The organism is Prochlorococcus marinus str. NATL2A (assembly GCF_000012465.1).
GTDB lineage: Bacteria > Cyanobacteriota > Cyanobacteriia > PCC-6307 > Cyanobiaceae > Prochlorococcus_B > Prochlorococcus_B marinus_B.
The window spans coordinates 1216076-1238611 of sequence record NC_007335.2 but is presented as its reverse complement, the minus strand read 5'-3'; the positions used below and the strand labels follow the sequence as shown (position 1 = coordinate 1238611).

Below are 22536 nucleotides of genomic sequence, written 5' to 3'. Positions count from 1 at the left end.
AAATTACCTATTGTTTATTGTTTTAAATTTCACGAATTTAATATAATTTTATTTGAACTTCTCTTCTATGACAAGAATGAGGAGCTGAAATTAATCAATTATTTTTAAAAATTATCTTTTGATGCTTTTCCTAAATCGACTTTCCTTATCAATTGCCAGTTAATCAAAAAATTTAAAGATTTCTGCCAATTGGAAATTTTAAAGCTAAAAATTAAAAAGATTAATAATTGAGCAATGAGTAATCATCCTCCAATGGGCGGCGGTGGCGGTAATAATCCCCCGATGGGCGGCGGTGGCGGTAATAATCCCCCGATGGGCGGCGGTGGCGGCGACAATAATCCTCCAATGGGCGGTGGCGGCGACAATAATCCTCCAATGGGCGGCGGTGGCGGTAATAATCCCCCGATGGGCGGCGGTGGCGGCGACAATAATCCTCCAATGGGCGGCGGTGGCGGTAATAATCCCCCGATGGGCGGCGGTGATAATCCTCCAATGGGCGGCGGTGATAATCCTCCAATGGGCGGCGGTGATAATCCTCCAATGGGCGGCGGTGATAATCCTCCAATGGGCGAAGATAGATCTCCTAAAGGTGCAGACGTAAAGCCTGAAGGAGAACTAGGTGGAGGTGATAACCCGCCTCCAATGGGTCATGGTTTCATGCCAGAAGGACCTAAGGGTGACCCAACGAAAGCAGGGCAAATAGGAGGTATTGCTGCCGGACAGGTAGATGCCTCTCAAATGGGGAATTTTACAAAAGATCAATTTGCCTCTTTTGACGTTAATCAAGCTTCAGCCTTTAGTGAGGATGCCATTGGAGGAATTGGGAAAGATCAAATGGCAGCATTTGATCCGACTGCGATGGCAGGCTTTGGAAAAGATCAGGTTGCGGCATTTGATCCAAATGCAGTTAAAGGATTAGGAAAAGATCAAGTTGCGGCTTTTGATGCCAATGCAATGGCCGGTTTTGGTAAAGACCAAATGGCAGCATTTGATCCAACAGCAATGGCTGGCTTCAAGAAGGATCAGGTGGCTGCTTTTGATGCCAATGCCATTGGAGGAATTGGGAAAGATCAAATGGCAGCATTTGATCCGACTGCGATGGCAGGCTTTGGAAAAGATCAGGTTGCGGCATTTGATCCAAATGCAGTTAAAGGATTAGGAAAAGATCAAGTTGCGGCTTTTGATGCCAATGCAATGGCTGGTTTTGGTAAGGATCAATTGGCCGCATTTGATCCAACTGCAATGGCAGGCTTTGGTAAGGATCAAGTTGCAGGATTTGATCCGACTGCAATGGCAGGTTTAGGAAAAGATCAAGTTGCAGCCTTTGATGCCAAAGCAATGGCAGGGTTTGGCAAAGACCAAATGGCGGCCTTTGATCCAACTGCAATGGCGGGCTTTGGTAAGGATCAAGTTGCAGGATTTGATCCGACTGCGATGGGTGGTTTTGGTAAGGATCAAGTTGCAGCATTTGATCCAACTGCAATGGCAGGCTTTGGTAAAGACCAAGTTGCAGGATTTGATCCGACTGCAATGGCGGGCTTTGGTAAGGATCAAGTTGCAGCATTTGATCCAACTGCAATGGGTGGTTTTGGTAAAGACCATTTAGCGGCTTTTGATCCAACTGTTATGTCAGGCCTAGGTAAAGACCAAGTAGCAGGATTTGATCCAAATGCGATGGCTGGATTAGGGAAAGATCACTTCAAATCCTTTGATAAGGACGCGATGGGTGGTTTTGGAAAAGATCACTTAGCGGCTTTTGATACTGCTGCAATGACAGCGTTTGATAAGGATCAAGTTGCAGGATTTGATCCAACTGCGATGGCAGGTTTTGGAAAAGATCATTTAGCGGCATTTGATCCAACTGCAATGGCAGGCTTTGGTAAGGATCAAGTAGCAGGATTTGACCCAACTGCGATGGCTGGATTAGGGAAAGATCACTTCAAATCCTTTGATAATGCTGCGATGGGTGGCTTTGGGAAAGACCATGTTGCAGCGTTTGATCCAACTGCAATGGCAGCGTTTGATAAGGATCAAGTCGCAGCGTTTGATCCGATTGCAATGGGTGGTTTTGGGAAAGACCATTTGGCAGCGTTTGATCCAACTGCAATGGCAGGCTTTGGTAAGGATCAAGTAGCAGGATTTGACCCAACTGCGATGGCTGGATTAGGGAAAGATCACTTCAAATCCTTTGATAATGCTGCGATGGGTGGCTTTGGGAAAGACCATGTTGCAGCGTTTGATCCAATTGCAATGGCAGCGTTTGATAAGGATCAAGTCGCAGCGTTTGATCCGATTGCAATGGGTGGTTTTGGGAAAGACCATTTAGCAGCGTTTGATCCAACTGCAATGGCAGGCTTTGGTAAGGATCAAGTTGCAGGATTTGATCCAATGGCGATGGCTGGTTTAGGCAAAGATCATTTCAAATCCTTTGATAAGGAGGCGATGGGTGGTTTTGGAAAAGACCATTTAGCGGCTTTTGACACTGCTGCAATGACTGCTTTTGATAAAGATCAAGTTGCAGGATTTGATCCGACTGCGATGGGTGGTTTTGGGAAAGACCATTTAGCAGCGTTTGATCCAACTGCAATGGCAGGCTTTGGTAAGGATCAAGTTGCAGGATTTGATCCAATGGCGATGGCCGGGTTTGGTAAAGATCAAGTTGCGGCTTTCGCTCCAACCGCAATGGCAGGCTTTGGAAAGGATCAAGTTGCAGGATTTGATCCAATGGCGATGGCTGGATTTGGGAAAGATCAAGTTGCGGCTTTCGCTCCAACTGCAATGGCTGGCTTTGGAAAGGAGCAGGTTGCAGCTTTTGATCCAACCGTGATGGCAGGGCTAGGAAAAGATCAGGTCGCTGGATTTGATCCAAATGCCATGGCAGGTCTAGGAAAAGATCATTTCAAATCCTTTGCCCCAACTGCAGTAGCAGGCTTTGGAAAAGATCAGATTGCAGCGTTTGATCCCTTGGCGATGGAGGGATTTGATCCAACGCACATTGCAGCGTTTGACGCAGAAGCAATGGCTGGATTTAAAGGTCAGACCTTAAAAGAACTTGATCCAGAATCATTTGCTGCGGTTACTCCGGATCAATTAGCAAAAATGGCACCTGATGCTGCGGCAGCAGTTAAAAATTGGGTGCTTCCAAAAGACGAGATCATTCGCTGGGAAGGCGGTCTACGGGGACCTGATGGTGAATGGATGACAGCAGATTCTTTCTTTGGCAAACGAACAACTGGAGATAAACCAGCAGAAACGACTGTTTGGACTCCACCAGAAGCAGATGCAATTGCTAAATCAGGAGGCTTTACAAAATCTGATGGAACGTTTGTTAAAGAAGACGATTATTTCAAAGATCCATCATCAGCTGGATGGACTGTCCCTCCAGATGAATTGATTAAAAAAGATGGTGGTTTTAGAAACCCCAATGGTAAGTGGGTCACATCCAAGGAGTTTTTGAATAACACGGGAACTGTTCCTGAAACCGATGAAATTAAAAAGAACGGTGGATATTTTGATGCCGATAAAAAATGGGTTTCTTCCGTAGCTCATTTTGGAGAAGGAAGCGCGGATGCTCAAACTGTTGCCTGGGCACCACCTGCAGCGACGGATATTAAAACTGATGGAGGTTTTTGGGATCCATTTGGCCAATGGGTGAAATCAGAAGATTTTGAGAAAGATGGATGGAAAGCACCAGAAGGAGAAGTAAAGCCTGCAATTCCAGAAGGGATTACAGCGGAAGAAATCAAATCAGCAGGAGGGTATCAGGCTACTAATGGTGCTTGGGTGACAGATGCCAAGCATTTTGATACGTCACTAGATAATGAGGCGAATAAAACAGCGGGTTACTGGGGAGCGACTACGGATCCCATTAAAGAGGCAGCAACATCTGGAACAGAAGACGCTACAGTTCTAGATCCAACGGCAGTTGCTTTAGATAAAAAACCCATTAGTGAAGTCGCTTATCCATGGCAAGAAATTGATGATTTAAAGAAACCCCAAGGAGATGGAGCTGAATTGGATTCGACAAGCCATTGGGCGTCGCTAGTAAAGAGTAAAGATGACGGTGATGACAGATTGGAAGGAGGCGAGACTTCTGACAAGATTTTTGGTGGCTTGGGGTCAGACTTTATTGATGGAGGAGAAGGAGAAGATGTTGCGTTCTATGCCGGAAATTTTGCTGATTATAAGTTTGATCGAACAAAAGATACAGTTGCGATTCAAGATCAAAGAGAGGGACTGAATGATGGAAATGACACTTTAAAGAATGTCGAATATATTCAATTCGCCGATCAGAAGGTAGACGTTTCTAAACTAGATGTTGTTAAAACATATACGGGTGATAGTAAAGACTTTAAATTCTTTAAAAGAGAAGATGGAACAATAGAAGTTAAGACTGAGGATGGATTCGATGATATTACTGGCGTTCCAAAACTGGAGTTTAATGATAAATCTTTTAGTGGAATTAGCGATATTAAAGAGACGTTTGATCAGGTGAAATCGAAAGATGATTCAACGGGACAAATGTTTAGGGTTTACAACGCTGCTTTTGCAAGATTCCCTGATTCTGATGGACTTGAATATTGGATTGATAAAAACTCGTCTGGTGAAAATAGTAACCGTCAAGTAGCTGATTCTTTCTTAGGTTCTGAAGAGTTTAAATCTACTTATGGAGCTGATGTTGACACAGGAACGTATGTGAACAATCTATATAAAAATATTCTTGGTAGAGATGCAGATCAAGGTGGTTATGATTATTGGGTTGAGCAGTTAGACAGTGGGCAAGAAAATAGAGGAGAATTGTTATTAGGTTTTGCTGAGTCGTTAGAGAATAAGGCTTTATTTAGTGAGGTGACTGGCCTGTTTTGAGGATTAATCAAATATATAGACACTAAAAAAAGGTCAAAAAAAAAGCCCTCAAAAAGAGGGCTTTAAGAAAATCAAGTTAAAGACTTAACCGATTGCAGGTGCAACAAGAGCTACAGAAGTAGACTCAGCAGCTGCTAGGTCAAGTGGGAAGTTGTGAGCATTACGCTCGTGCATTACTTCCATACCAAGGTTTGCACGGTTAAGTACGTCACCCCAGGTTGGTACAACCTTGCCTGAAGTATCAACTACAGACTGGTTGAAGTTGAAACCGTTCAAGTTGAACGCCATGGTGCAGATGCCCATAGATGTCAACCAAACACAAATCACTGGCCATGAAGCCAAGAAGAAGTGAAGGCTACGGCTGTTGTTGAAGCTTGCATATTGGAAGATCAAACGACCGAAGTAGCCATGAGCTGCAACGATGTTGTATGTCTCTTCTTCTTGTCCAAACTTGTAACCGTAGTTCTGTGAATCAAGTCCTGTGGTCTCACGGATAAGTGATGAAGTAACCAAAGAACCATGCATTGCAGAGAACAAAGCACCACCGAACATACCTGCTACACCAGCCATATGGAATGGGTGCATCAAGATGTTGTGCTCAGCCTGGAAAACGAACATGAAGTTGAATGTTCCAGAAATTCCTAGAGGCATACCATCAGAGAATGAACCCTGACCGAATGGGTAAACAAGGAATACAGCGAAAGCTGCTGATACAGGAGCTGAGTAAGCAACACAGATCCATGGGCGCATACCTAAACGGTATGAAAGCTCCCACTGACGTCCCATGTATGCAGAGATACCGATAAGGAAGTGGAAGATTACAAGCTGGTAAGGGCCACCGTTATATAGCCACTCATCAAGAGTTGCTGCTTCCCAGATTGGGTAGAAGTGAAGGCCGATAGCGTTACTTGAAGGAACAACAGCACCAGAAATGATGTTGTTTCCATACATGAATGAACCAGCTACTGGCTCACGGATACCGTCGATATCAACTGGAGGAGCAGCGATAAATGCAACGATGAAACAAGTTGTTGCCGCAAGAAGGCAAGGGATCATCAAAACACCGAACCAACCGACATAGATACGGTTGTTGGTGGAAGTAACCCACTCGCAGAATTGTGGCCAACCTTTGAGCAACGAAGAACGCTGCTGCTGAATGGTGGTCATGAAAAAGAGCGTTAAGTATTTGCTCGAGAGAGCAATAAATAAGATCAGATAAAAAATCTGACAAATGGAATTTAGCTTCTAAATCAGATATATCGGATGGGTAAACACACCAAAATTTTTTCAAAGGGAATTAGTAAATCTGCTGGTACGAATTAATTATTTTTATCTGATTAGTTGAATTGATTGTGAGTTCGTTCATCGATAAGAAACAAAAATCACATCAATCAGTTCTTGCTTTAACTTTTTCTTAATATTTCAAGCCTTAATTTTGTATAACTATGCTAGATCTGCTATCTTTTCATTCAATTTATTTTCAAATTAATACTTAAATGACTGGTACACCTGAAAATATTTCACCACCACCATCAGGAGATCCAGGATATATGCCACCACCATCAGGAGATCCAGGATATGTGCCACCACCATCAGGAGATCCAGGATATGTGCCACCACCATCAGGAGATTCAGGATATACGCCACCACCATCAGGAGATGCAGGATATACGCCACCATCAGGTAATTCCGGACAACCACATGGAGATCCCGGATATGTACCACCATCTGAAATCCCAGGATATGTACCACCACATGGAGATCCCGGATATGTACCACCATCTGAAATCCCAGGATATGTACCACCAGATCTAAGTGAGCGAGATCTAGCTGCCAGAAACGAGAGCCAGGCAGCAGCGGCAGCAGCAGGTCTTAGTGAAGCTGACTGGGCAATGACTGAAGAGGGTATGGCGTTTGCAGATAGGCAGGAGGCTATGGATATAGCTTCAGGAGAATATGTTCCTGGAGAAGCAGAAAATGATTTTGATAGAAATCATCGAAGAGAAGAGCCACCAGGACTATCTGCTGAAGCTTTAGCTGATATAGCAGAGTTAGAAGCAGCAGCAGCAGCAGCAGGCCTCGCTTTAGAGGACTACTCGGATACTCCTGAAGGCAGGGCTAGAGCTGAGGAGATGGGTAGAAGGGCAGAAGAAAGGGACATAGCCGCAGGACTAATACTCCCTTCACCGGGCAATAATCTAGGTCAGCAAGCCAGCCAAAGTGAAATTGATGGATGGCAAAGAGGTGAAGATGGATCCTTAATGCCCCCAGCAAATTGGGCTGTTGATGGTCAAGGTGGATATGTTTTCTCTCCTCCTGACCCTTCTCCTTCTGGTCTATTGAGCCCAGATCAGCAAGCAGCTGCAGCAGGGCTTAGTGTTGCGGACTGGGCAAACACTGCAGAAGGACGAGCACATTCTCAAGCAGTAGAAGAGGAAGCTTTAGCCCAAATGACATTGGCTGGAGAAGGACAAGGCATTTATGGATTTGAACCTCCTGAAGGACCAAGTGCTCAAGATTTAGCTGAAAGAGATGAGTTTGAGGCAGCAGCAGCAGCAGCAGGCCTAGCACCTGAAGACTACTCAGATACCCCAGAAGGTAGAGCTAGGGCGGAAGAGATGGGGAGAAGGGCAGAAGCTAGGGCAAAAGCTGAACTTATAGGTGGAATAAGACCAGATTCCTTTAGTGAAGAAGATATTTCCAATCTTGAGTTTTCTTTGGTTAGCGATTTTGATAGAGATCAATTTGCCTCGTTTGCTCCAACGGCAGTCGCCGGTTTTGGAAAAGATCACTTTGCCGCTTTTGACCCAACCGCAGTCGCCGGTTTTGGTAGAGATCACTTTGCCGCTTTTGACCCAACCGCAGTCGCCGGTTTTGGTAAAGACCATGTTGCTGCTTTTGATACTGCAGCCATGGCTGGTTTTGATTACCAGCACATGGGTGCTTTTGATACTGAAGCGATGGCTGGATTTAAAGCTGACCATGTCGCTGCCTTAGATGCACAAGCTATAGCAGGTTTAGATCAAGATCAATTTGCTGCATTTGATCCAACAGCGATGGCTGGGTTTAATGCGGATCATTTTGCGGCGATTGATTACGGCTACATGGCAGGTCTAGGTAAAGACCATGTTGCTGCTTTTGATCCAATGGCCATGGCTGGTTTTGATTACCAGCACATGGGTGCTTTTGATACTGAAGCGATGGCTGGATTTAAAGCTGACCATGTCGCTGCCTTAGATGCACAAGCTATAGCAGGTTTAGATCAAGATCAATTTGCTGCATTTGATCCAACAGCGATGGCTGGGTTTAATGCGGATCATTTTGCGGCGATTGATTACGGCTACATGGCAGGTCTAGGTAAAGACCATGTTGCTGCTTTTGATCCAATGGCCATGGCTGGTTTTGATTACCAGCACATGGGTGCTTTTGATACTGAAGCGATGGCTGGATTTAAAGCTGACCATGTCGCTGCCTTAGATGCACAAGCTATAGCAGGTTTAGATCAAGATCAATTTGCTGCATTTGATCCAACAGCGATGGCTGGGTTTAATGCGGATCATTTTGCGGCGATTGATTACGGCTACATGGCAGGTCTAGGTAAAGACCATGTTGCTGCTTTTGATCCAATGGCCATGGCTGGTTTTGATTACCAGCACATGGGTGCTTTTGATACTGAAGCGATGGCTGGATTTAAAGCTGACCATGTCGCTGCCTTAGATGCACAAGCTATAGCAGGTTTAGATCAAGATCAATTTGCTGCATTTGATCCAACAGCGATGGCTGGGTTTAATGCGGATCATTTTGCGGCGATTGATTACGGCTACATGGCAGGTCTAGGTAAAGACCATGTTGCTGCTTTTGATCCAATGGCCATGGCTGGTTTTGATTACCAGCACATGGGTGCTTTTGATACTGAAGCGATGGCTGGATTTAAAGCTGACCATGTCGCTGCCTTAGATGCACAAGCTATAGCAGGTTTAGATCAAGATCAATTTGCTGCATTTGATCCAACAGCGATGGCTGGGTTTAATGCGGATCATTTTGCGGCGATTGATTACGGCTACATGGCAGGTCTAGGTAAAGACCATGTTGCTGCTTTTGATCCAATGGCCATGGCTGGTTTTGATCCCGAGCATGTTGCTGCGTTTGACCCGATGGCAGTTGCAGGGTTCGATCATACGCATTTTGCAGCCTTTGACCCGATGGCAGTTGCAGGGTTTGATCACACGCATTTTGCAGCCTTTGATCCAATGGCAATGGCTGGATTTGATCCCGAGCATGTTGCTGCGTTTGACCCAATGGCAGTCGCTGGATTTGATCCCGATCATGTTGCCGCGTTTGACCCAATGGCAGTTGCTGGATTTGATCACACGCATTTTGCAGCCTTTGATCCAATGGCAGTTGCTGGATTTGATCACACGCATGCTGCGGCGTTTGACCCAATGGCAGTTGCTGGATTTGATCACACGCATTTTGCAGCCTTTGATCCAATGGCAGTTGCTGGATTTGATCACACGCATGCTGCGGCGTTTGACCCAATGGCAGTTGCTGGATTTGATCACACGCATTTTGCAGCCTTTGACCCAATGGCAGTCGCTGGATTTGATCCCGAGCATGTTGCTGCGTTTGACCCAATGGCAGTTGCTGGATTTGATCACACGCATTTTGCAGCCTTTGATCCAATGGCAGTTGCTGGATTTGATCACACGCATGCTGCGGCGTTTGACCCAATGGCAGTTGCTGGATTTGATCACACGCATGCTGCGGCGTTTGATCCAATGGCAGTTGCTGGATTTGATCACACGCATGCTGCGGCGTTTGATCCAATGGCGATGGCCGGTTTTGATAAAGATCATTTTGCAGCGTTTGCCCCAACTGCAGTAGCAGGCTTTGGAAAAGATCAGATTGCAGCGTTTGATCCCTTGGCGATGGAGGGATTTGATCCAACGCACATTGCAGCGTTTGACGCAGAAGCAATGGCTGGATTTAAAGGTCAGACCTTAAAAGAACTTGATCCAGAATCATTTGCTGCGGTTACTCCGGATCAATTAGCAAAAATGGCACCTGATGCTGCGGCAGCAGTTAAAAATTGGGTGCTTCCAAAAGACGAGATCATTCGCTGGGAAGGCGGTCTACGGGGACCTGATGGTGAATGGATGACAGCAGATTCTTTCTTTGGCAAACGAACAACTGGAGATAAACCAGCAGAAACGACTGTTTGGACTCCACCAGAAGCAGATGCAATTGCTAAATCAGGAGGCTTTACAAAATCTGATGGAACGTTTGTTAAAGAAGACGATTATTTCAAAGATCCATCATCAGCTGGATGGACTGTCCCTCCAGATGAATTGATTAAAAAAGATGGTGGTTTTAGAAACCCCAATGGTAAGTGGGTCACATCCAAGGAGTTTTTGAATAACACGGGAACTGTTCCTGAAACCGATGAAATTAAAAAGAACGGTGGATATTTTGATGCCGATAAAAAATGGGTTTCTTCCGTAGCTCATTTTGGAGAAGGAAGCGCGGATGCTCAAACTGTTGCCTGGGCACCACCTGCAGCGACGGATATTAAAACTGATGGAGGTTTTTGGGATCCATTTGGCCAATGGGTGAAATCAGAAGATTTTGAGAAAGATGGATGGAAAGCACCAGAAGGAGAAGTAAAGCCTGCAATTCCAGAAGGGATTACAGCGGAAGAAATCAAATCAGCAGGAGGGTATCAGGCTACTAATGGTGCTTGGGTGACAGATGCCAAGCATTTTGATACGTCACTAGATAATGAGGCGAATAAAACAGCGGGTTACTGGGGAGCGACTACGGATCCCATTAAAGAGGCAGCAAACTTAGCAAATTCCCTTCTTACTTCAAATGAAGTGAGTCTGATACCTGAAGAAGCAGCATTAGCTGCAGGACTAAGTGTTGCTGATTGGGCATTGACTGATGAAGGTAGAGCTCATGCCGAAGCAGTAGAAGCAGATGCACTTGCTGTGATTTCATTAGCGAATCTAGATCCAACGGCAGTTGCTTTAGATAAAAAACCCATTAGTGAAGTCGCTTATCCATGGCAAGAAATTGATGATTTAAAGAAACCCCAAGGAGATGGAGCTGAATTGGATTCGACAAGCCATTGGGCGTCGCTAGTAAAGAGTAAAGATGACGGTGATGACAGATTGGAAGGAGGCGAGACTTCTGACAAGATTTTTGGTGGCTTGGGGTCAGACTTTATTGATGGAGGAGAAGGAGAAGATGTTGCGTTCTATGCCGGAAATTTTGCTGATTATAAGTTTGATCGAACAAAAGATACAGTTGCGATTCAAGATCAAAGAGAGGGACTGAATGATGGAAATGACACTTTAAAGAATGTCGAATATATTCAATTCGCCGATCAGAAGGTAGACGTTTCTAAACTAGATGTTGTTAAAACATATACGGGTGATAGTAAAGACTTTAAATTCTTTAAAAGAGAAGATGGAACAATAGAAGTTAAGACTGAGGATGGATTCGATGATATTACTGGCGTTCCAAAACTGGAGTTTAATGATAAATCTTTTAGTGGAATTAGCGATATTAAAGAGACGTTTGATCAGGTGAAATCGAAAGATGATTCAACGGGACAAATGTTTAGGGTTTACAACGCTGCTTTTGCAAGATTCCCTGATTCTGATGGACTTGAATATTGGATTGATAAAAACTCGTCTGGTGAAAATAGTAACCGTCAAGTAGCTGATTCTTTCTTAGGTTCTGAAGAGTTTAAATCTACTTATGGAGCTGATGTTGACACAGGAACGTATGTGAACAATCTATATAAAAATATTCTTGGTAGAGATGCAGATCAAGGTGGTTATGATTATTGGGTTGAGCAGTTAGACAGTGGGCAAGAAAATAGAGGAGAATTGTTATTAGGTTTTGCTGAGTCGTTAGAGAATAAGGCTTTATTTAGTGAGGTAACTGGTTTGTTCTAAAGTTCAAAATATCTATTACGATTGGATGTTTTTAGGTTCATATTTGCTATCTAATTTTATTGAAGCATTCTAGATAAGTTGAATTCTTAGATCTTATAAATATAGGACTTCTTTAAATTGACGGCTACTTATCTTTCGAAAGCTACGAAATCTTTTAAAGCGTATTTAAATATACACATCTTAATTCTTTAAAGCTTTTAGAGTGCTTTTTGTATTTTTAGCTACCTAGTTAATTTAAAACTTGCTCCATATTTTATAAAGTTATTTTTTTGGTTGATATGTTTAAAGATTATCAACCTAAAAAGGGTTTCGATGAATATTTTTCTTCTGATGATTTTTTGCCGAGGTCATCACTAGAGCCTTTACTTACCTCTTTAGGAGAGATGGGCTTACATCAGTTGAACATTAGTCATGAGATCGCGAGAAAGCTTCTTCTTCGTCATGGAGCTACTTTTCGTCTCAATGATTCAGGTAGCAAAGGTTCTGAAAGGATTCTCCCTTTTGACCCTCTTCCAAGAGTAATAGGTTCTTTAGAATGGTTAGGTTTAGAGAGGGGACTTATACAAAGACTCGAAGCCATAGATTTATTTTTAGCTGATGTATATGGAAAACAACAAATAATTAATGATGGGATTATTCCAAGAGATTTCATTGAAAGCTCTGATGGCTGGAGACCTCAAATGAAGGGCTTTGTTCTTCCTCTTGGGAAATGGTGCCATGTATCTGGTCTAGATCTTATTAGAGATGGAAATGGCGAATGGCTTGTTTTAGAGGACAACCTTCGCTGTCCTTCAGGAGTTGCTTATTTCTTAGAAAATAGATTAGTAATGAAAAGGATTTTCCCAAGCCTTTTTAACGGCAGAGTTGTTAGGCCTATTGAAGATTATCCGTCATATTTACTGAAATCACTCCAGGAATTAGCCGTCTGGACGGATACACCGAAAGTTGTTCTGCTGACTCCTGGTGTTTTTAATAGTGCATATTTTGAGCACAGTTACTTAGCCCAACAAATGGGTATTCAACTAGTAGAAGGAAGTGATTTAGTTTGTCAGAACCAAAATGTTTATTTGAAAACTACTTCTGGGATTAAAAAAGTTGATGTAATATATCGTCGAATAGATGATGATTATTTAGACCCTAAGTTTTTTAGAAAAGATTCAATGCTTGGAGTTCCAGGTCTTATTGATGTATTGAAGAAAGGTCGAGTGGCTATTGCAAATGCACCTGGAACAGGGCTAGCAGATGATAAATTAATTTATACTTTTGTACCTGAAATGATTAGGTATTATCTAAAAGAGGAACCAATAATTAATAATGTTAAAACATATGTTTGTGCAAGATCAAGTGACCTTAGTTTTGTACTAGAAAACCTTGGTAAGTTAGTTGTTAAAAGTGTCTCTGAAGCAGGCGGTTATGGAATGTTAATTGGACCACACTCATCTCAAATAGATATTGATAAATTTTCAGCAAAGATAAAAGCTAATCCAAGAAATTATATAGCTCAACCAACATTAGACTTGTCTACAGTTCCATCCCTTAGTGATGGTGAAGTTTATCCCTGTCATGTTGATTTGAGACCCTATGTCCTTAGAGGAAAGAATACTTGGGTAAGTCCTGGAGGATTAACAAGAGTAGCCTTAAAACGCGATTCTTTGATTGTTAACTCTTCTCAAGGAGGTGGATGTAAGGATACTTGGGTGGTTGGTTAATAATAAAAAATGTTATTAAGCAGAGTCGCTGAATCACTTTATTGGATTAACAGATATCTTGAACGTGCAGAAAATATTTCTAGATTTGTTGAGGTGAGTGAGTCTATGGCACTAGATTGTCCTCCTGGGAGTGCTGAGCCTTGGTTGCCTTTGGTAGACGCTAGTGGAGATAGAAATAAGTTTGATGAAAGCTATCTAAATAAAACTCCTAGTGATGTCGCAAATTTCCTTATTAAAGATAGAGAAAATCCTAATAGCATTTTAAGCTGTATTTGTATGGCAAGAGAAAATGCACGTCAAATAAGAGATGTGATCACTTCTGAAATGTGGGAACAAATTAATAGTTTATATTGGAGTATTCAAGAAGGTGAGGTGATCTGGCATCAACCTGCTCAAGAACAATTATTTGAAATTAGAAGAGGTTGTCAATTGTTTTATGGAGTTACTGATGCTACTTTTAGTCATGATATAGCATGGAATTTTAGTAAATTAGGAAGGTTGATTGAGAGAGCTGATAAAACTTCTAGGATATTAGATGTAAAATACTTTTTACTTTTACCAAATCTAAAAGAACTTGGAGGAGCCTTGGATGAGCTTCAGTGGATTTCTTTATTACGATCAGCGGGTGCTTATCAAATGTTTAGAATATCTGAGCAAGGTTCAATAACACCAAATGCAATTGCTAGCTTTTTGTTGCTGGACCCTATCTTTCCAAGATCAGTTAGATTTTGCCTCGAAGGTATTAATGAATCTTTGAGTAAAATTCAAAATTCACCCGTTTCAAAAAAACCAAATGATCTTGAATGTTTAATAGGATTATTGCTTTCAAAATGGAGCTTTGTAAGAATCGATCACTTGATTAAAGATGGTTTACATGAGGCTATTGATAGTCTTCAAATTGATTTAAATAAATTGCATGATCTTATACATGGGATTTATTTTAGAAATGATAAAAAGTTTGATTTTGAATCTTTACAAGGATGAAAAAGAAAATAATTCATACATTAGTTTATAATTATGAAATTCCGGTATCACTAGAAGAGCATTTAATTTGTCTTAAGCCAAGGTCTAATAGCTTTCAGGAATTATCTAATTTCGATCTGCAAATCTTTCCCTCTCCATATTCTATTTTCCCTTTGCTATCAGATAATGGAGATGATATTTTTAAATTGCTATTTACAGGGTCTACAAATTCTTTAAAGATAAAAACAGAAAGTGATATAGAAACAAATATCCACCCAGATTTATATCAGTTGAAGAATGATTATGATTTAAGTTTACCTTTGAAGATTGAATCCAATGATTCATTAATTGGTTTTATTAAAGGATGGTTTCCTAATGGCCAGCATGATCCTGCCGCTATTAGAATTGCCCAAGAGGCTTTAGCAGGAATAAATAATAATGTTTTGGATTTTTTATATCATTTAATTGAATTAATTAAAGATAGAGTTAAATATACTCCAAGACATATTGGACCAGCATGGACTTCTGGAAGGACTCTGAGCGAGAGAGTAGGTTCTTGCCGAGATTTAGCAATATTGTTAATGGAAACTTGTAGATGTGTTGGTATACCCAGTCGTTTTGTAAGCGGATATCAATTTATGGATCAAGCTCCTGATAAGTATGAATTACATGCATGGACAGAGGTTTATATACCTGGTTTTGGATGGAGAGGTTTTGACCCCAGTGGGTGCGGACTGATTAATCATAATTATGTTGCTTTGGCCTCTTCTTCAAAATCTGAACTTGTAGCACCACTAAGAGGAAGTTTTGTTGGACCTTCTAACTTAAAAAGTGAACTAGAGTGGAAAATTGATATCACTTAACTAGAAAGATAAACTTACTATCTTTACTAGTAAAAGTAGTAAAGATAGTAAAAACAGTAAAGTACATTGTCGTTCGAAGAGAATCTTTTTTTTTTGTTCATGTTCTTGCTATTGTTAAACAAATGACTATAGTTATCCCAGTCATGCTTTTAAATAAATGACTAAAAGCCAGTTTAATATAAAAATCTCAAAAGACTTATTAATTAAAGTTAAGCGACAGGCAATGATGTCTGGCAAAAGCCTAACCGAGCATATTACTGATTTAGTTACTAAGTCCTTATCTGATAATGATAACCAAAATATTGATTTGTCTTCAGTTAATAAGATAAAAAATTTAGAAAAAATGTTATTTACACTTGAATCAATAGTCAGTAATCGTGAATACTTAAGTCAAAAGTTAAAACCATTCACTAATTCTGAAGCAATTAATTGTACAAAATTTATGAGAGCTGTTTTTGATAAAGAATTAGAAAAAAGAAACTATGACGATAAATCCGAGGCGTTTGATGATTTCCTTCAGTCTGTGCAAGTTTTTGACGGTTTAAATAAGTCGTTTTCTGATCGATTGAAAGAAATAATGCTTAGTGATAAGGCATCTCCTTGGACAGGGAAAGAACTCAATGAATTAACTGGTGAGGATAAATGTAATTGTTCAATTAGAAAAGGCTTAATTCATTGGACTGGAAAAACAGAATGCCCTTCACAACAAGAAATATGTGAAAAAGGAGAAGAATTACTTACTTTGTTTTGAGAGGGTATCAAAATCTTTTATGAGCTTTTCGCTTATGTCCCACAATTTTTTTCTTGAAGTTTGATTTAATGCTTTTGGAGCATTTCTACAGATTTTCGGGAACCCTCTGAAGTTGAACCTAGGTCCATATTGTTCTCCTCCCGAAGCGCTAGTTAATGTGGCGGCAGTTATTTGAGGTAATGCTCCCATTTTCGCGCTTTGAAACATGGGATCCATCAATTTATAAGCAAGTTCTTCTTGCCATGATTGATTAGCCTCAACAGACTTTGGCTGTAAATTTGTACGTGCAAATCCTGGATGAGCTAGTAGTGAAGAAGTTTTTGAATTGGTTTCCTTAAGTTTTGAATCGAGTTCCAATCCAAACATTACGTTTGCAAGCTTGCTCTGCGCATATGAAGCCCACCTATCATATTTAAGATTTCCTTGTAGATCCTCCCATTGAATTTTTCCAAAATATTGAACGCCTGAGGTTACTGTGACAACCCTAGAATTATTTTTTTCTTCAAGCATGGGTAGTAACTCTAAGGTTAAAAACATGTGTGCAAGATGATTAACAGCAAACTGTATTTCGAAACCTTGCTTGCTAAGAGTCTTTGGGGGAGCCATTATTCCAGCATTATTGATTAAGACATCTAAGTGATCAAATGTATTTTTTATTGATTCAGCAAATTTTTTAACATTAATTAAATCGGATAAATCTAATTCAACTAGTTCAATTTTTCCAGAAAACTTAAATTTTAAAAGTTCTTTTTTGGCTTTCTCCCCTTTGAGCAAGTCTCTGCAACACATGATTACTGTTGCCCCTCTTTCTAGAAGGAATTTTGATGTTTCATAACCAAGACCGCTATTGGCTCCAGTGATTAAGAATATTTTTCCATCTTGCATCTTGATTTCATTTAATCTAACCATAATTATTTCAATATGTTGTTTTACTATAATTATGATTTGTTTTAATTGTGGTCGATGTAGATAAGCATGTTTGCATTGATTTAATATGAATTGATAAGATTTTAGATCATATTCAGTCTATAAAATAAAGTTTTAAATTTGTAAAATCCTGAATTTGTATAATTCCAACATTTAAGATCTTCTTCTCTATATATATAATTAATAATGATTTGATTTTGATTGGCAAATTTATTTATTGAATCTAGGTTATGCCCAATTCCTGGGTAGATAACATCAATTATACTGTGACCAGACAAATTAATTCCTAGGTCAGTTAATTTTAATACTTTTGAGTTTGGGATTAACTTATTTATTTTATCAATTAGACCTCGTTTGAATTGACTCACGTTTTCACTTAGCTCAAATTCATTATTTATGGGTATATTACGCAATATATAAACTTTTGAGTATGAATTAAATAACGTTGATCTGTTCATGATATCCATATCATTATCAAACATTATTAGAATATTACTATTAGGGAAACTTCTTTGAACTGGAAGTTTGTTCGATTGATGTTGACTATGTTTTATGATATTAATTTTGCTCGAGATGCTGATTGGAGTATCTCTAAATCGATTAACTGTGTACTTATTGATGTTTTCTTTAGATGCTAAGTAAGGCTTCTTATTCGTGTGCATACCAGCCACCCATCTCCAGCTAAGGGTGTTTGATGCAGCATCTCCATCTAGTAGATGTTTCATGAAAAGCCTCGCTCCTAATTGCCATGGAAGTCCCAGAGTGAAAATCCATATACTTGCGAACCACATCCTTGCGTGATTATGCAAATAGTTATTTTCTTTAAGCTCCTCTATCCATGTATCAAAGCAATCTATACCTGTCTTACCATTCATCGCAGAACTAATTAAGTATGAATTATTTGAGTTTTCTTTGAAATTTATATATTCAAACCATATGGATTTGTAATTTTCAAGATAACCCTTCCAGTAGATCCTCCAAAGGATTTCATCAGTGTACTTTTGTTTCTTATCATACTTTTTCAATTTTTCAATTATGTCAAATTCGTAAAGGATTCTATGAGATGTATATTTAGAAATCTGAGAAACATTAGTCCTGTTTTCGATCCCATAATCGTAATTTCTTAGTTGATGGTATGAATTAAGGTGATCGAAAATGAAATTATCTAATAAATCATTAGCCTCATCAAAAATATTCATATGATTATTAAATTTGTTATTGAAGTTTTTTTAATGCTTTTATAGCTTCTTTTATATGAGCTGGACCATTAAGAAGGTCTTCAAATATATGTTTTATTACTCCTTCAGAATTTATGATGTAGGTTACTCTTCCTTCTATGAATCCTAGTTTTTTCGGCACTCCAAATTGATTTCTAAGAATATTGTTTTGGTCGCAAAGTAATGGATATTGAAGTTTATTTTTATTTGCAAATCCTAGATGACTTTGAGTACTACCATTACTTATTCCCCACACCTCAGCACCTAGAATTTTGAAAAGATCATATTTGTCTCGGAAGCCACAAGCTTCGATAGTGCAACCAGGTGTATCATCTTTCGGGTAAAAAAACAAAACCAGAGACTTTTTCAGATTATTTGATGTTCTGATATTCCCTTTTTGATCTTTCAAAGAAAATGATGGAATCTGATCACCAACTTTCAGCTTCACTCTGAATAATCAAATCATAATTATAGTTAATTAACTGCTTTTCGAGAGCGCTCTTTTGGAGTAAAAACAACACCTAGACAAAGTTTATAGAAATTTGTTGTTCTAAATATCTGAGTTGAAATTATTAACTTAGTTTAGACATGAACTCATTAGCATTGCGTCTGTGGTTCAATTTTTTATTAGGGTCCATTTTTTCTAAAGTCCTTAAAATCATAGATAAACGATATTGGTCCTTGAACTTATTTTTATAATCATCTATAAATGTCCAAAAAAGACTATCCCAAGTTGAGCACCAATCTTCAGATTTATAATTAGACATTTTTCGAATATAATTAGAGCCAGATATATATGGTTTGGTTGTAAATAGCCCTCCATCTGAAAATTGACTCATTCCATAAACATTTGGAACCATAACCCAATCATATGAATCTATAAATAATTCCATAAACCATTTGTATACTTGATTTGGATGGAATCTGCATAGAAGCATTAAATTTCCAACTATCATTAGTCTTTCTATATGATGTGCATAACCTGTCTCTAAAATATTTCTTATTGAGTCATCTAAAGGCCTTATTCCTGTTTGACCAGTGTAAAAACTTAAGGGTATTGGTTTGTCCTCAAAATCCCAGAAATTTCCATTTCTTAGTTCTAAACTATTTCGTTTATACATTAATAGGATAAATTCACGCCAGCCAATAATTTGTCTAACAAATCCTTCATAGGAATTAATCCCAATATTGTTTGATTGATAAAACTCCCATGATTTATCTATTATTTGTCTCGGAGTAAGTAATCCGGAATTAATTAATGGAGAAAGAACACTATGCCAAAGTGTCCTATGATTTGAATGTATTGCATCTTCATAATCTCCAAATAAATTAAATCTTTCAATTAAAAAATTATCTAACCATTCTTCAGCATCTTTATGAGACAATGGATAATTAAAGTTTGCTATTCTACCATAATAATCTTTATAATTTGTAGAAACTTCTTTCTTCGCTTTGTTTAGTAATCTATTTGTTTTTATAGTTGGTATTTTTGGAACTTCAATTGAATTTGGGAGCTTCTTTCTATTCATGTTGTCAAAATTCCATGCCCCCCCTGTTGGCGAGCCATCTTTTTCGATAAGTATATTTAGGCTTTTTCTTTGAATCTTATAAAATTTCTGCATTCCATAAATTTTTTTTTGATTAAGTATTTCTTCAGATATATCTGGACAAGTTAAAAACATATCATTTTTTCTTATTTCCAACTTTATATTATTTTTCAAAGAGAAATCCTTAATTCTTTTTTCTAGCGACCAATCAAATGCTTCATAAGTGATGAAATAATTAAAACCTTTTTCTAATAGATAATTGAGATTATCTTCCGTTCTGCTTTCTCTCTTATGTTGTAAATAAATTACATTGAAACCCTGAGATTTGAGATCTTCTTCGTAAGAGTCCATTGTAGCTTTGTGGAAAATTATTTTTTGACAATGAAACTTTTGTTGCCATTGAGAATCACAACCAAAAAATAAGTTGTCTTGAATTAGAGCAATATGATTAACGTCAGTAAATTGTTTTTTTATTTTGAATAATTGATTTGGAAAAATCAGGAAAATCTTTCTCAATTTAGTCGATTAATAAATTTGTTACTTCTCAAAAAAAATTAAGAAGTTAATTTCCTAAAATAACTGGTTTCTTTTTTAAGTGCGAAAAACTCAACATGGTTAATTTTGATTTTTCCTTCTTCTACATCTTTCTGAACAGTAAATGACATTATCCCAGTCTTTAGCCCATTTTTTTCTCCATTGAAAATCTCTCAAGCAAATCGGACAATTTTTTATCAATTTGAATTTCACTTTTGATTTGCTGACTTGAACCTTGTCCTCTTGTCAGGGAAGCCATGCTTAAGTTTCCTTCCAGTAACCCTTTTTCTCCACATTTTAAAAGAAGATGTTTTTAAATTAGATCGCATTAAATTAATAACTTCTTTCTCTTTGAGATTGAATTGAAAATCGATAGCATCAAAAGGTGTCCTGTCTTCCCAGGCCATTTCGATAATGCGATCAACCTCAGCTGAAGTTAGCCTTTTAAGTACGATTTGTGTTGCAATGAAACTGAGCAAATCTTAGAAGAGATTTTCGTTGGTAATGGTACGTATATCCCTAAGAATTTTCTTGGATTTATAAAACTTCATTGTTAATCAATTTGTTTTGGATGTATGAAAAGAATTATTTGTTCTCACACTTATGATTGATTTTTGTTATGACAGTCTTTGTTGATAGGAATTGAAGTCGAAGTTCGTTTCTCTGTCAACATCGGAAGAGTGCTTGCGCTCTTCCAACAACAAAAAAAAAACGGTATCAATAGTTAAGTAGAACTTATCTTTTTTTGTATTTCGAGACACTAAACTTATAATGACTTTTTGTATAATTAGTCACTAATTTTACTGTTAAGTTTTACTTATATGCGAGTATAAAATGATGTTTGATTATTAATCAATGCTTGTTTGTTTTGGTTTTTTATAGTTAAAAAGTCTACTAACTTGTAGTCTGTAAAATATATATTCCCCCTGTTTTATATGCAGACCTATGGAAATCCAGATGTCACCTACGGGTGGTGGGCTGGTAATTCAAGGGTTACCAACCGCGCTGGAAAGTTCATTGCAGCCCATGCTGGTCATACTGGCCTAATTTCATTTGCTGCAGGAGCTAGCACTCTTTGGGAGCTAGCTAGGTTTGATCCTTCTATAGCCATGGGGCACCAAAGCTCTATCTTTCTCGCTCATCTTGCATCTATTGGAATTGGATTTGATGATGCAGGTGTTTGGACTGGAGCGAATGTTGCTTCAGTAGCAATTGTCCATATTATTGCTTCTCTTGTTTATGCAGGAGGAGCTCTTTCTCACTCTCTGCTCTTTGATGGGGATTTGGCTGATGGGCCAGGACCTACTACTCAAAAATTCAAGCTTGAATGGGACAATCCCGATAATTTGACATTTATTTTGGGTCACCATCTTATTTTCTTTGGGGTGGCTTGTATTGCTTTTGTTGAATGGGCCAGAATTCACGGGATTTATGACCCAGCAATAGGAGCTGTTCGACAAGTTGAGTACAACCTTAATTTGACCAATATTTGGAACCATCAGTTTGATTTCTTAGCTATAGATAATCTTGAAGATGTTTTGGGCGGCCATGCGTTTTTAGCATTTGTTGAGATAACTGGTGGTGCTTTCCATATCGCAACTAAGCAGGTAGGAGAATACACAGAATTCAAAGGAGCTGGGATCCTTTCTGCCGAAGCTGTTTTATCTTTCTCATTGGCAGGTATTGGTTGGATGGCGATTGTCGCAGCATTCTGGTGCGCAACAAATACAACTGTTTATCCTGAACCTTGGTTTGGAGAGCCTTTAGCTTTGAAATTTGGAATTTCTCCCTATTGGATCGATACTGTAGAGGTAAGTGAGAGCACTGCACTAGCAGGTCACACCACAAGAGCTGCTTTAACAAATGTCCATTATTATTTTGGATTCTTCTTCTTACAAGGTCATTTATGGCACGCTATTCGTGCATTAGGCTTTGACTTTAGGAGAGTTACAAATGCTGTAGCTGGTTTAGATAGGGCACAAATCACTCTTAATGACTAACTAATTCAATTGATTGGATAATCTCTGAAGCCCCGTAATTTTTGCGGGGCTTTTTTTATTAAAATATTGACTGCTATTTAACTAGGATTCTCAAATCCTTTTTGATACTAGTTTTGTAAGCAAAATCAATGAATAATTAAAGCTCTTCTATTGATTATTTTTGTGCATTAAATAAAGACCTTTTACGATTTCAAGCA

The 22536-nt window shown here is 39.0% G+C and carries 14 protein-coding genes; 7 read left to right on the top strand and 7 right to left on the bottom strand.

Annotation, left to right across the window (positions count from 1 at the left end; all coding sequences use genetic code 11):
* The first annotated feature begins 234 nt into the window (after positions 1-234).
* Entirely contained in the window at positions 235-4866 is a 4632-nt protein-coding gene (locus tag PMN2A_RS06850; RefSeq protein ID WP_011294824.1) for a DUF4214 domain-containing protein, read from the top strand.
* Between the two features lie 84 nt (positions 4867-4950).
* Here PMN2A_RS06850 and psbA read toward each other — a convergent pair whose 3' ends face one another.
* Positions 4951-6033 (bottom strand): photosystem II q(b) protein, encoded by a 1083-nt coding sequence (psbA, locus tag PMN2A_RS06845; RefSeq protein WP_011294225.1) that lies wholly within the window; start codon positions 6031-6033, stop codon positions 4951-4953.
* Between the two features lie 329 nt (positions 6034-6362).
* Here psbA and PMN2A_RS09975 point away from each other — a divergent pair, with 329 nt between their 5' ends.
* From PMN2A_RS09975 to PMN2A_RS06815, 5 genes are all read left to right on the top strand, one after another.
* Positions 6363-11828 (top strand): DUF4214 domain-containing protein, encoded by a 5466-nt coding sequence (locus PMN2A_RS09975; protein ID WP_011294823.1) that lies wholly within the window; start codon positions 6363-6365, stop codon positions 11826-11828.
* Between the two features lie 278 nt (positions 11829-12106).
* Complete coding sequence (locus PMN2A_RS06830; RefSeq protein WP_011294822.1) at positions 12107-13537, top strand: circularly permuted type 2 ATP-grasp protein; 1431 nt, start codon at positions 12107-12109, stop codon at positions 13535-13537.
* Positions 13538-13546: 9 nt separating this feature from the next.
* Complete coding sequence (locus PMN2A_RS06825; protein ID WP_011294821.1) at positions 13547-14521, top strand: alpha-E domain-containing protein; 975 nt, start codon at positions 13547-13549, stop codon at positions 14519-14521.
* Complete coding sequence (locus PMN2A_RS06820; protein WP_011294820.1) at positions 14518-15363, top strand: transglutaminase family protein; 846 nt, start codon at positions 14518-14520, stop codon at positions 15361-15363. The genes PMN2A_RS06825 and PMN2A_RS06820 overlap by 4 nt, the downstream gene beginning before the upstream one ends.
* Before the next feature lie 157 nt (positions 15364-15520).
* Positions 15521-16114: a hypothetical protein gene (locus PMN2A_RS06815; RefSeq protein ID WP_011294819.1), complete on the top strand. Its 594-nt coding sequence runs from the start codon at positions 15521-15523 to the stop codon at positions 16112-16114.
* Here PMN2A_RS06815 and PMN2A_RS06810 read toward each other — a convergent pair.
* The 6 genes from PMN2A_RS06810 to PMN2A_RS06790 all read right to left on the bottom strand — a co-directional run bounded on the left by PMN2A_RS06810 (position 16097) and on the right by PMN2A_RS06790 (position 20818).
* Positions 16097-17023, bottom strand: coding sequence for an oxidoreductase (locus PMN2A_RS06810; RefSeq protein ID WP_011294818.1), 927 nt, complete (start codon positions 17021-17023; stop codon positions 16097-16099). The genes PMN2A_RS06815 and PMN2A_RS06810 overlap by 18 nt on opposite strands.
* Before the next feature lie 101 nt (positions 17024-17124).
* Positions 17125-18240: an FAD-binding domain-containing protein gene (locus PMN2A_RS06805; RefSeq protein WP_011294817.1), complete on the bottom strand. Its 1116-nt coding sequence runs from the start codon at positions 18238-18240 to the stop codon at positions 17125-17127.
* A 16-nt stretch (positions 18241-18256) separates the two neighbouring features.
* Positions 18257-18706, bottom strand: a complete 450-nt coding sequence (locus PMN2A_RS06800) for a peroxiredoxin (RefSeq protein ID WP_011294816.1) — start codon at positions 18704-18706, stop codon at positions 18257-18259.
* Positions 18707-18830: 124 nt separating this feature from the next.
* Complete coding sequence (locus PMN2A_RS06795; protein WP_011294815.1) at positions 18831-20321, bottom strand: cryptochrome/photolyase family protein; 1491 nt, start codon at positions 20319-20321, stop codon at positions 18831-18833.
* 99 nt (positions 20322-20420) lie between these two features.
* Entirely contained in the window at positions 20421-20552 is a 132-nt protein-coding gene (locus PMN2A_RS10150; protein WP_011294814.1) for a DUF2256 domain-containing protein, read from the bottom strand.
* Positions 20549-20818, bottom strand: a complete 270-nt coding sequence (locus PMN2A_RS06790; protein ID WP_011294813.1) for a TIGR03643 family protein — start codon at positions 20816-20818, stop codon at positions 20549-20551. The genes PMN2A_RS10150 and PMN2A_RS06790 overlap by 4 nt, the downstream gene beginning before the upstream one ends.
* Before the next feature lie 456 nt (positions 20819-21274).
* Between PMN2A_RS06790 and PMN2A_RS06785 the strand changes: the two genes are divergently transcribed.
* The gene (locus PMN2A_RS06785) at positions 21275-22339 is read left to right on the top strand and encodes a chlorophyll a/b binding light-harvesting protein (protein ID WP_011294812.1); all 1065 of its coding nucleotides are present in this window, start codon (positions 21275-21277) and stop codon (positions 22337-22339) included.
* Positions 22340-22536: the final 197 nt, after the last annotated feature.

Excerpts from the sequence above, each read along its gene's own strand:
- PMN2A_RS09975 (WP_011294823.1), top strand. The coding sequence starts at position 6,363 with ATGACTGGTACACCTGAAAATATTTCACCACCACCATCAGGAGATCCA.
- PMN2A_RS06820 (WP_011294820.1), top strand. The coding sequence starts at position 14,518 with ATGAAAAAGAAAATAATTCATACATTAGTTTATAATTATGAAATTCCG.
- PMN2A_RS06785 (WP_011294812.1), top strand. The coding sequence starts at position 21,275 with ATGCAGACCTATGGAAATCCAGATGTCACCTACGGGTGGTGGGCTGGT.
- PMN2A_RS06815 (WP_011294819.1), top strand. The coding sequence starts at position 15,521 with ATGACTAAAAGCCAGTTTAATATAAAAATCTCAAAAGACTTATTAATT.
- PMN2A_RS06810 (WP_011294818.1), bottom strand. The coding sequence starts at position 17,023 with ATGGTTAGATTAAATGAAATCAAGATGCAAGATGGAAAAATATTCTTA.
- PMN2A_RS06825 (WP_011294821.1), top strand. The coding sequence starts at position 13,547 with ATGTTATTAAGCAGAGTCGCTGAATCACTTTATTGGATTAACAGATAT.
- psbA (WP_011294225.1), bottom strand. The coding sequence starts at position 6,033 with ATGACCACCATTCAGCAGCAGCGTTCTTCGTTGCTCAAAGGTTGGCCA.
- PMN2A_RS06830 (WP_011294822.1), top strand. The coding sequence starts at position 12,107 with ATGTTTAAAGATTATCAACCTAAAAAGGGTTTCGATGAATATTTTTCT.
- PMN2A_RS06850 (WP_011294824.1), top strand. The coding sequence starts at position 235 with ATGAGTAATCATCCTCCAATGGGCGGCGGTGGCGGTAATAATCCCCCG.
- PMN2A_RS06805 (WP_011294817.1), bottom strand. The coding sequence starts at position 18,240 with ATGAATATTTTTGATGAGGCTAATGATTTATTAGATAATTTCATTTTC.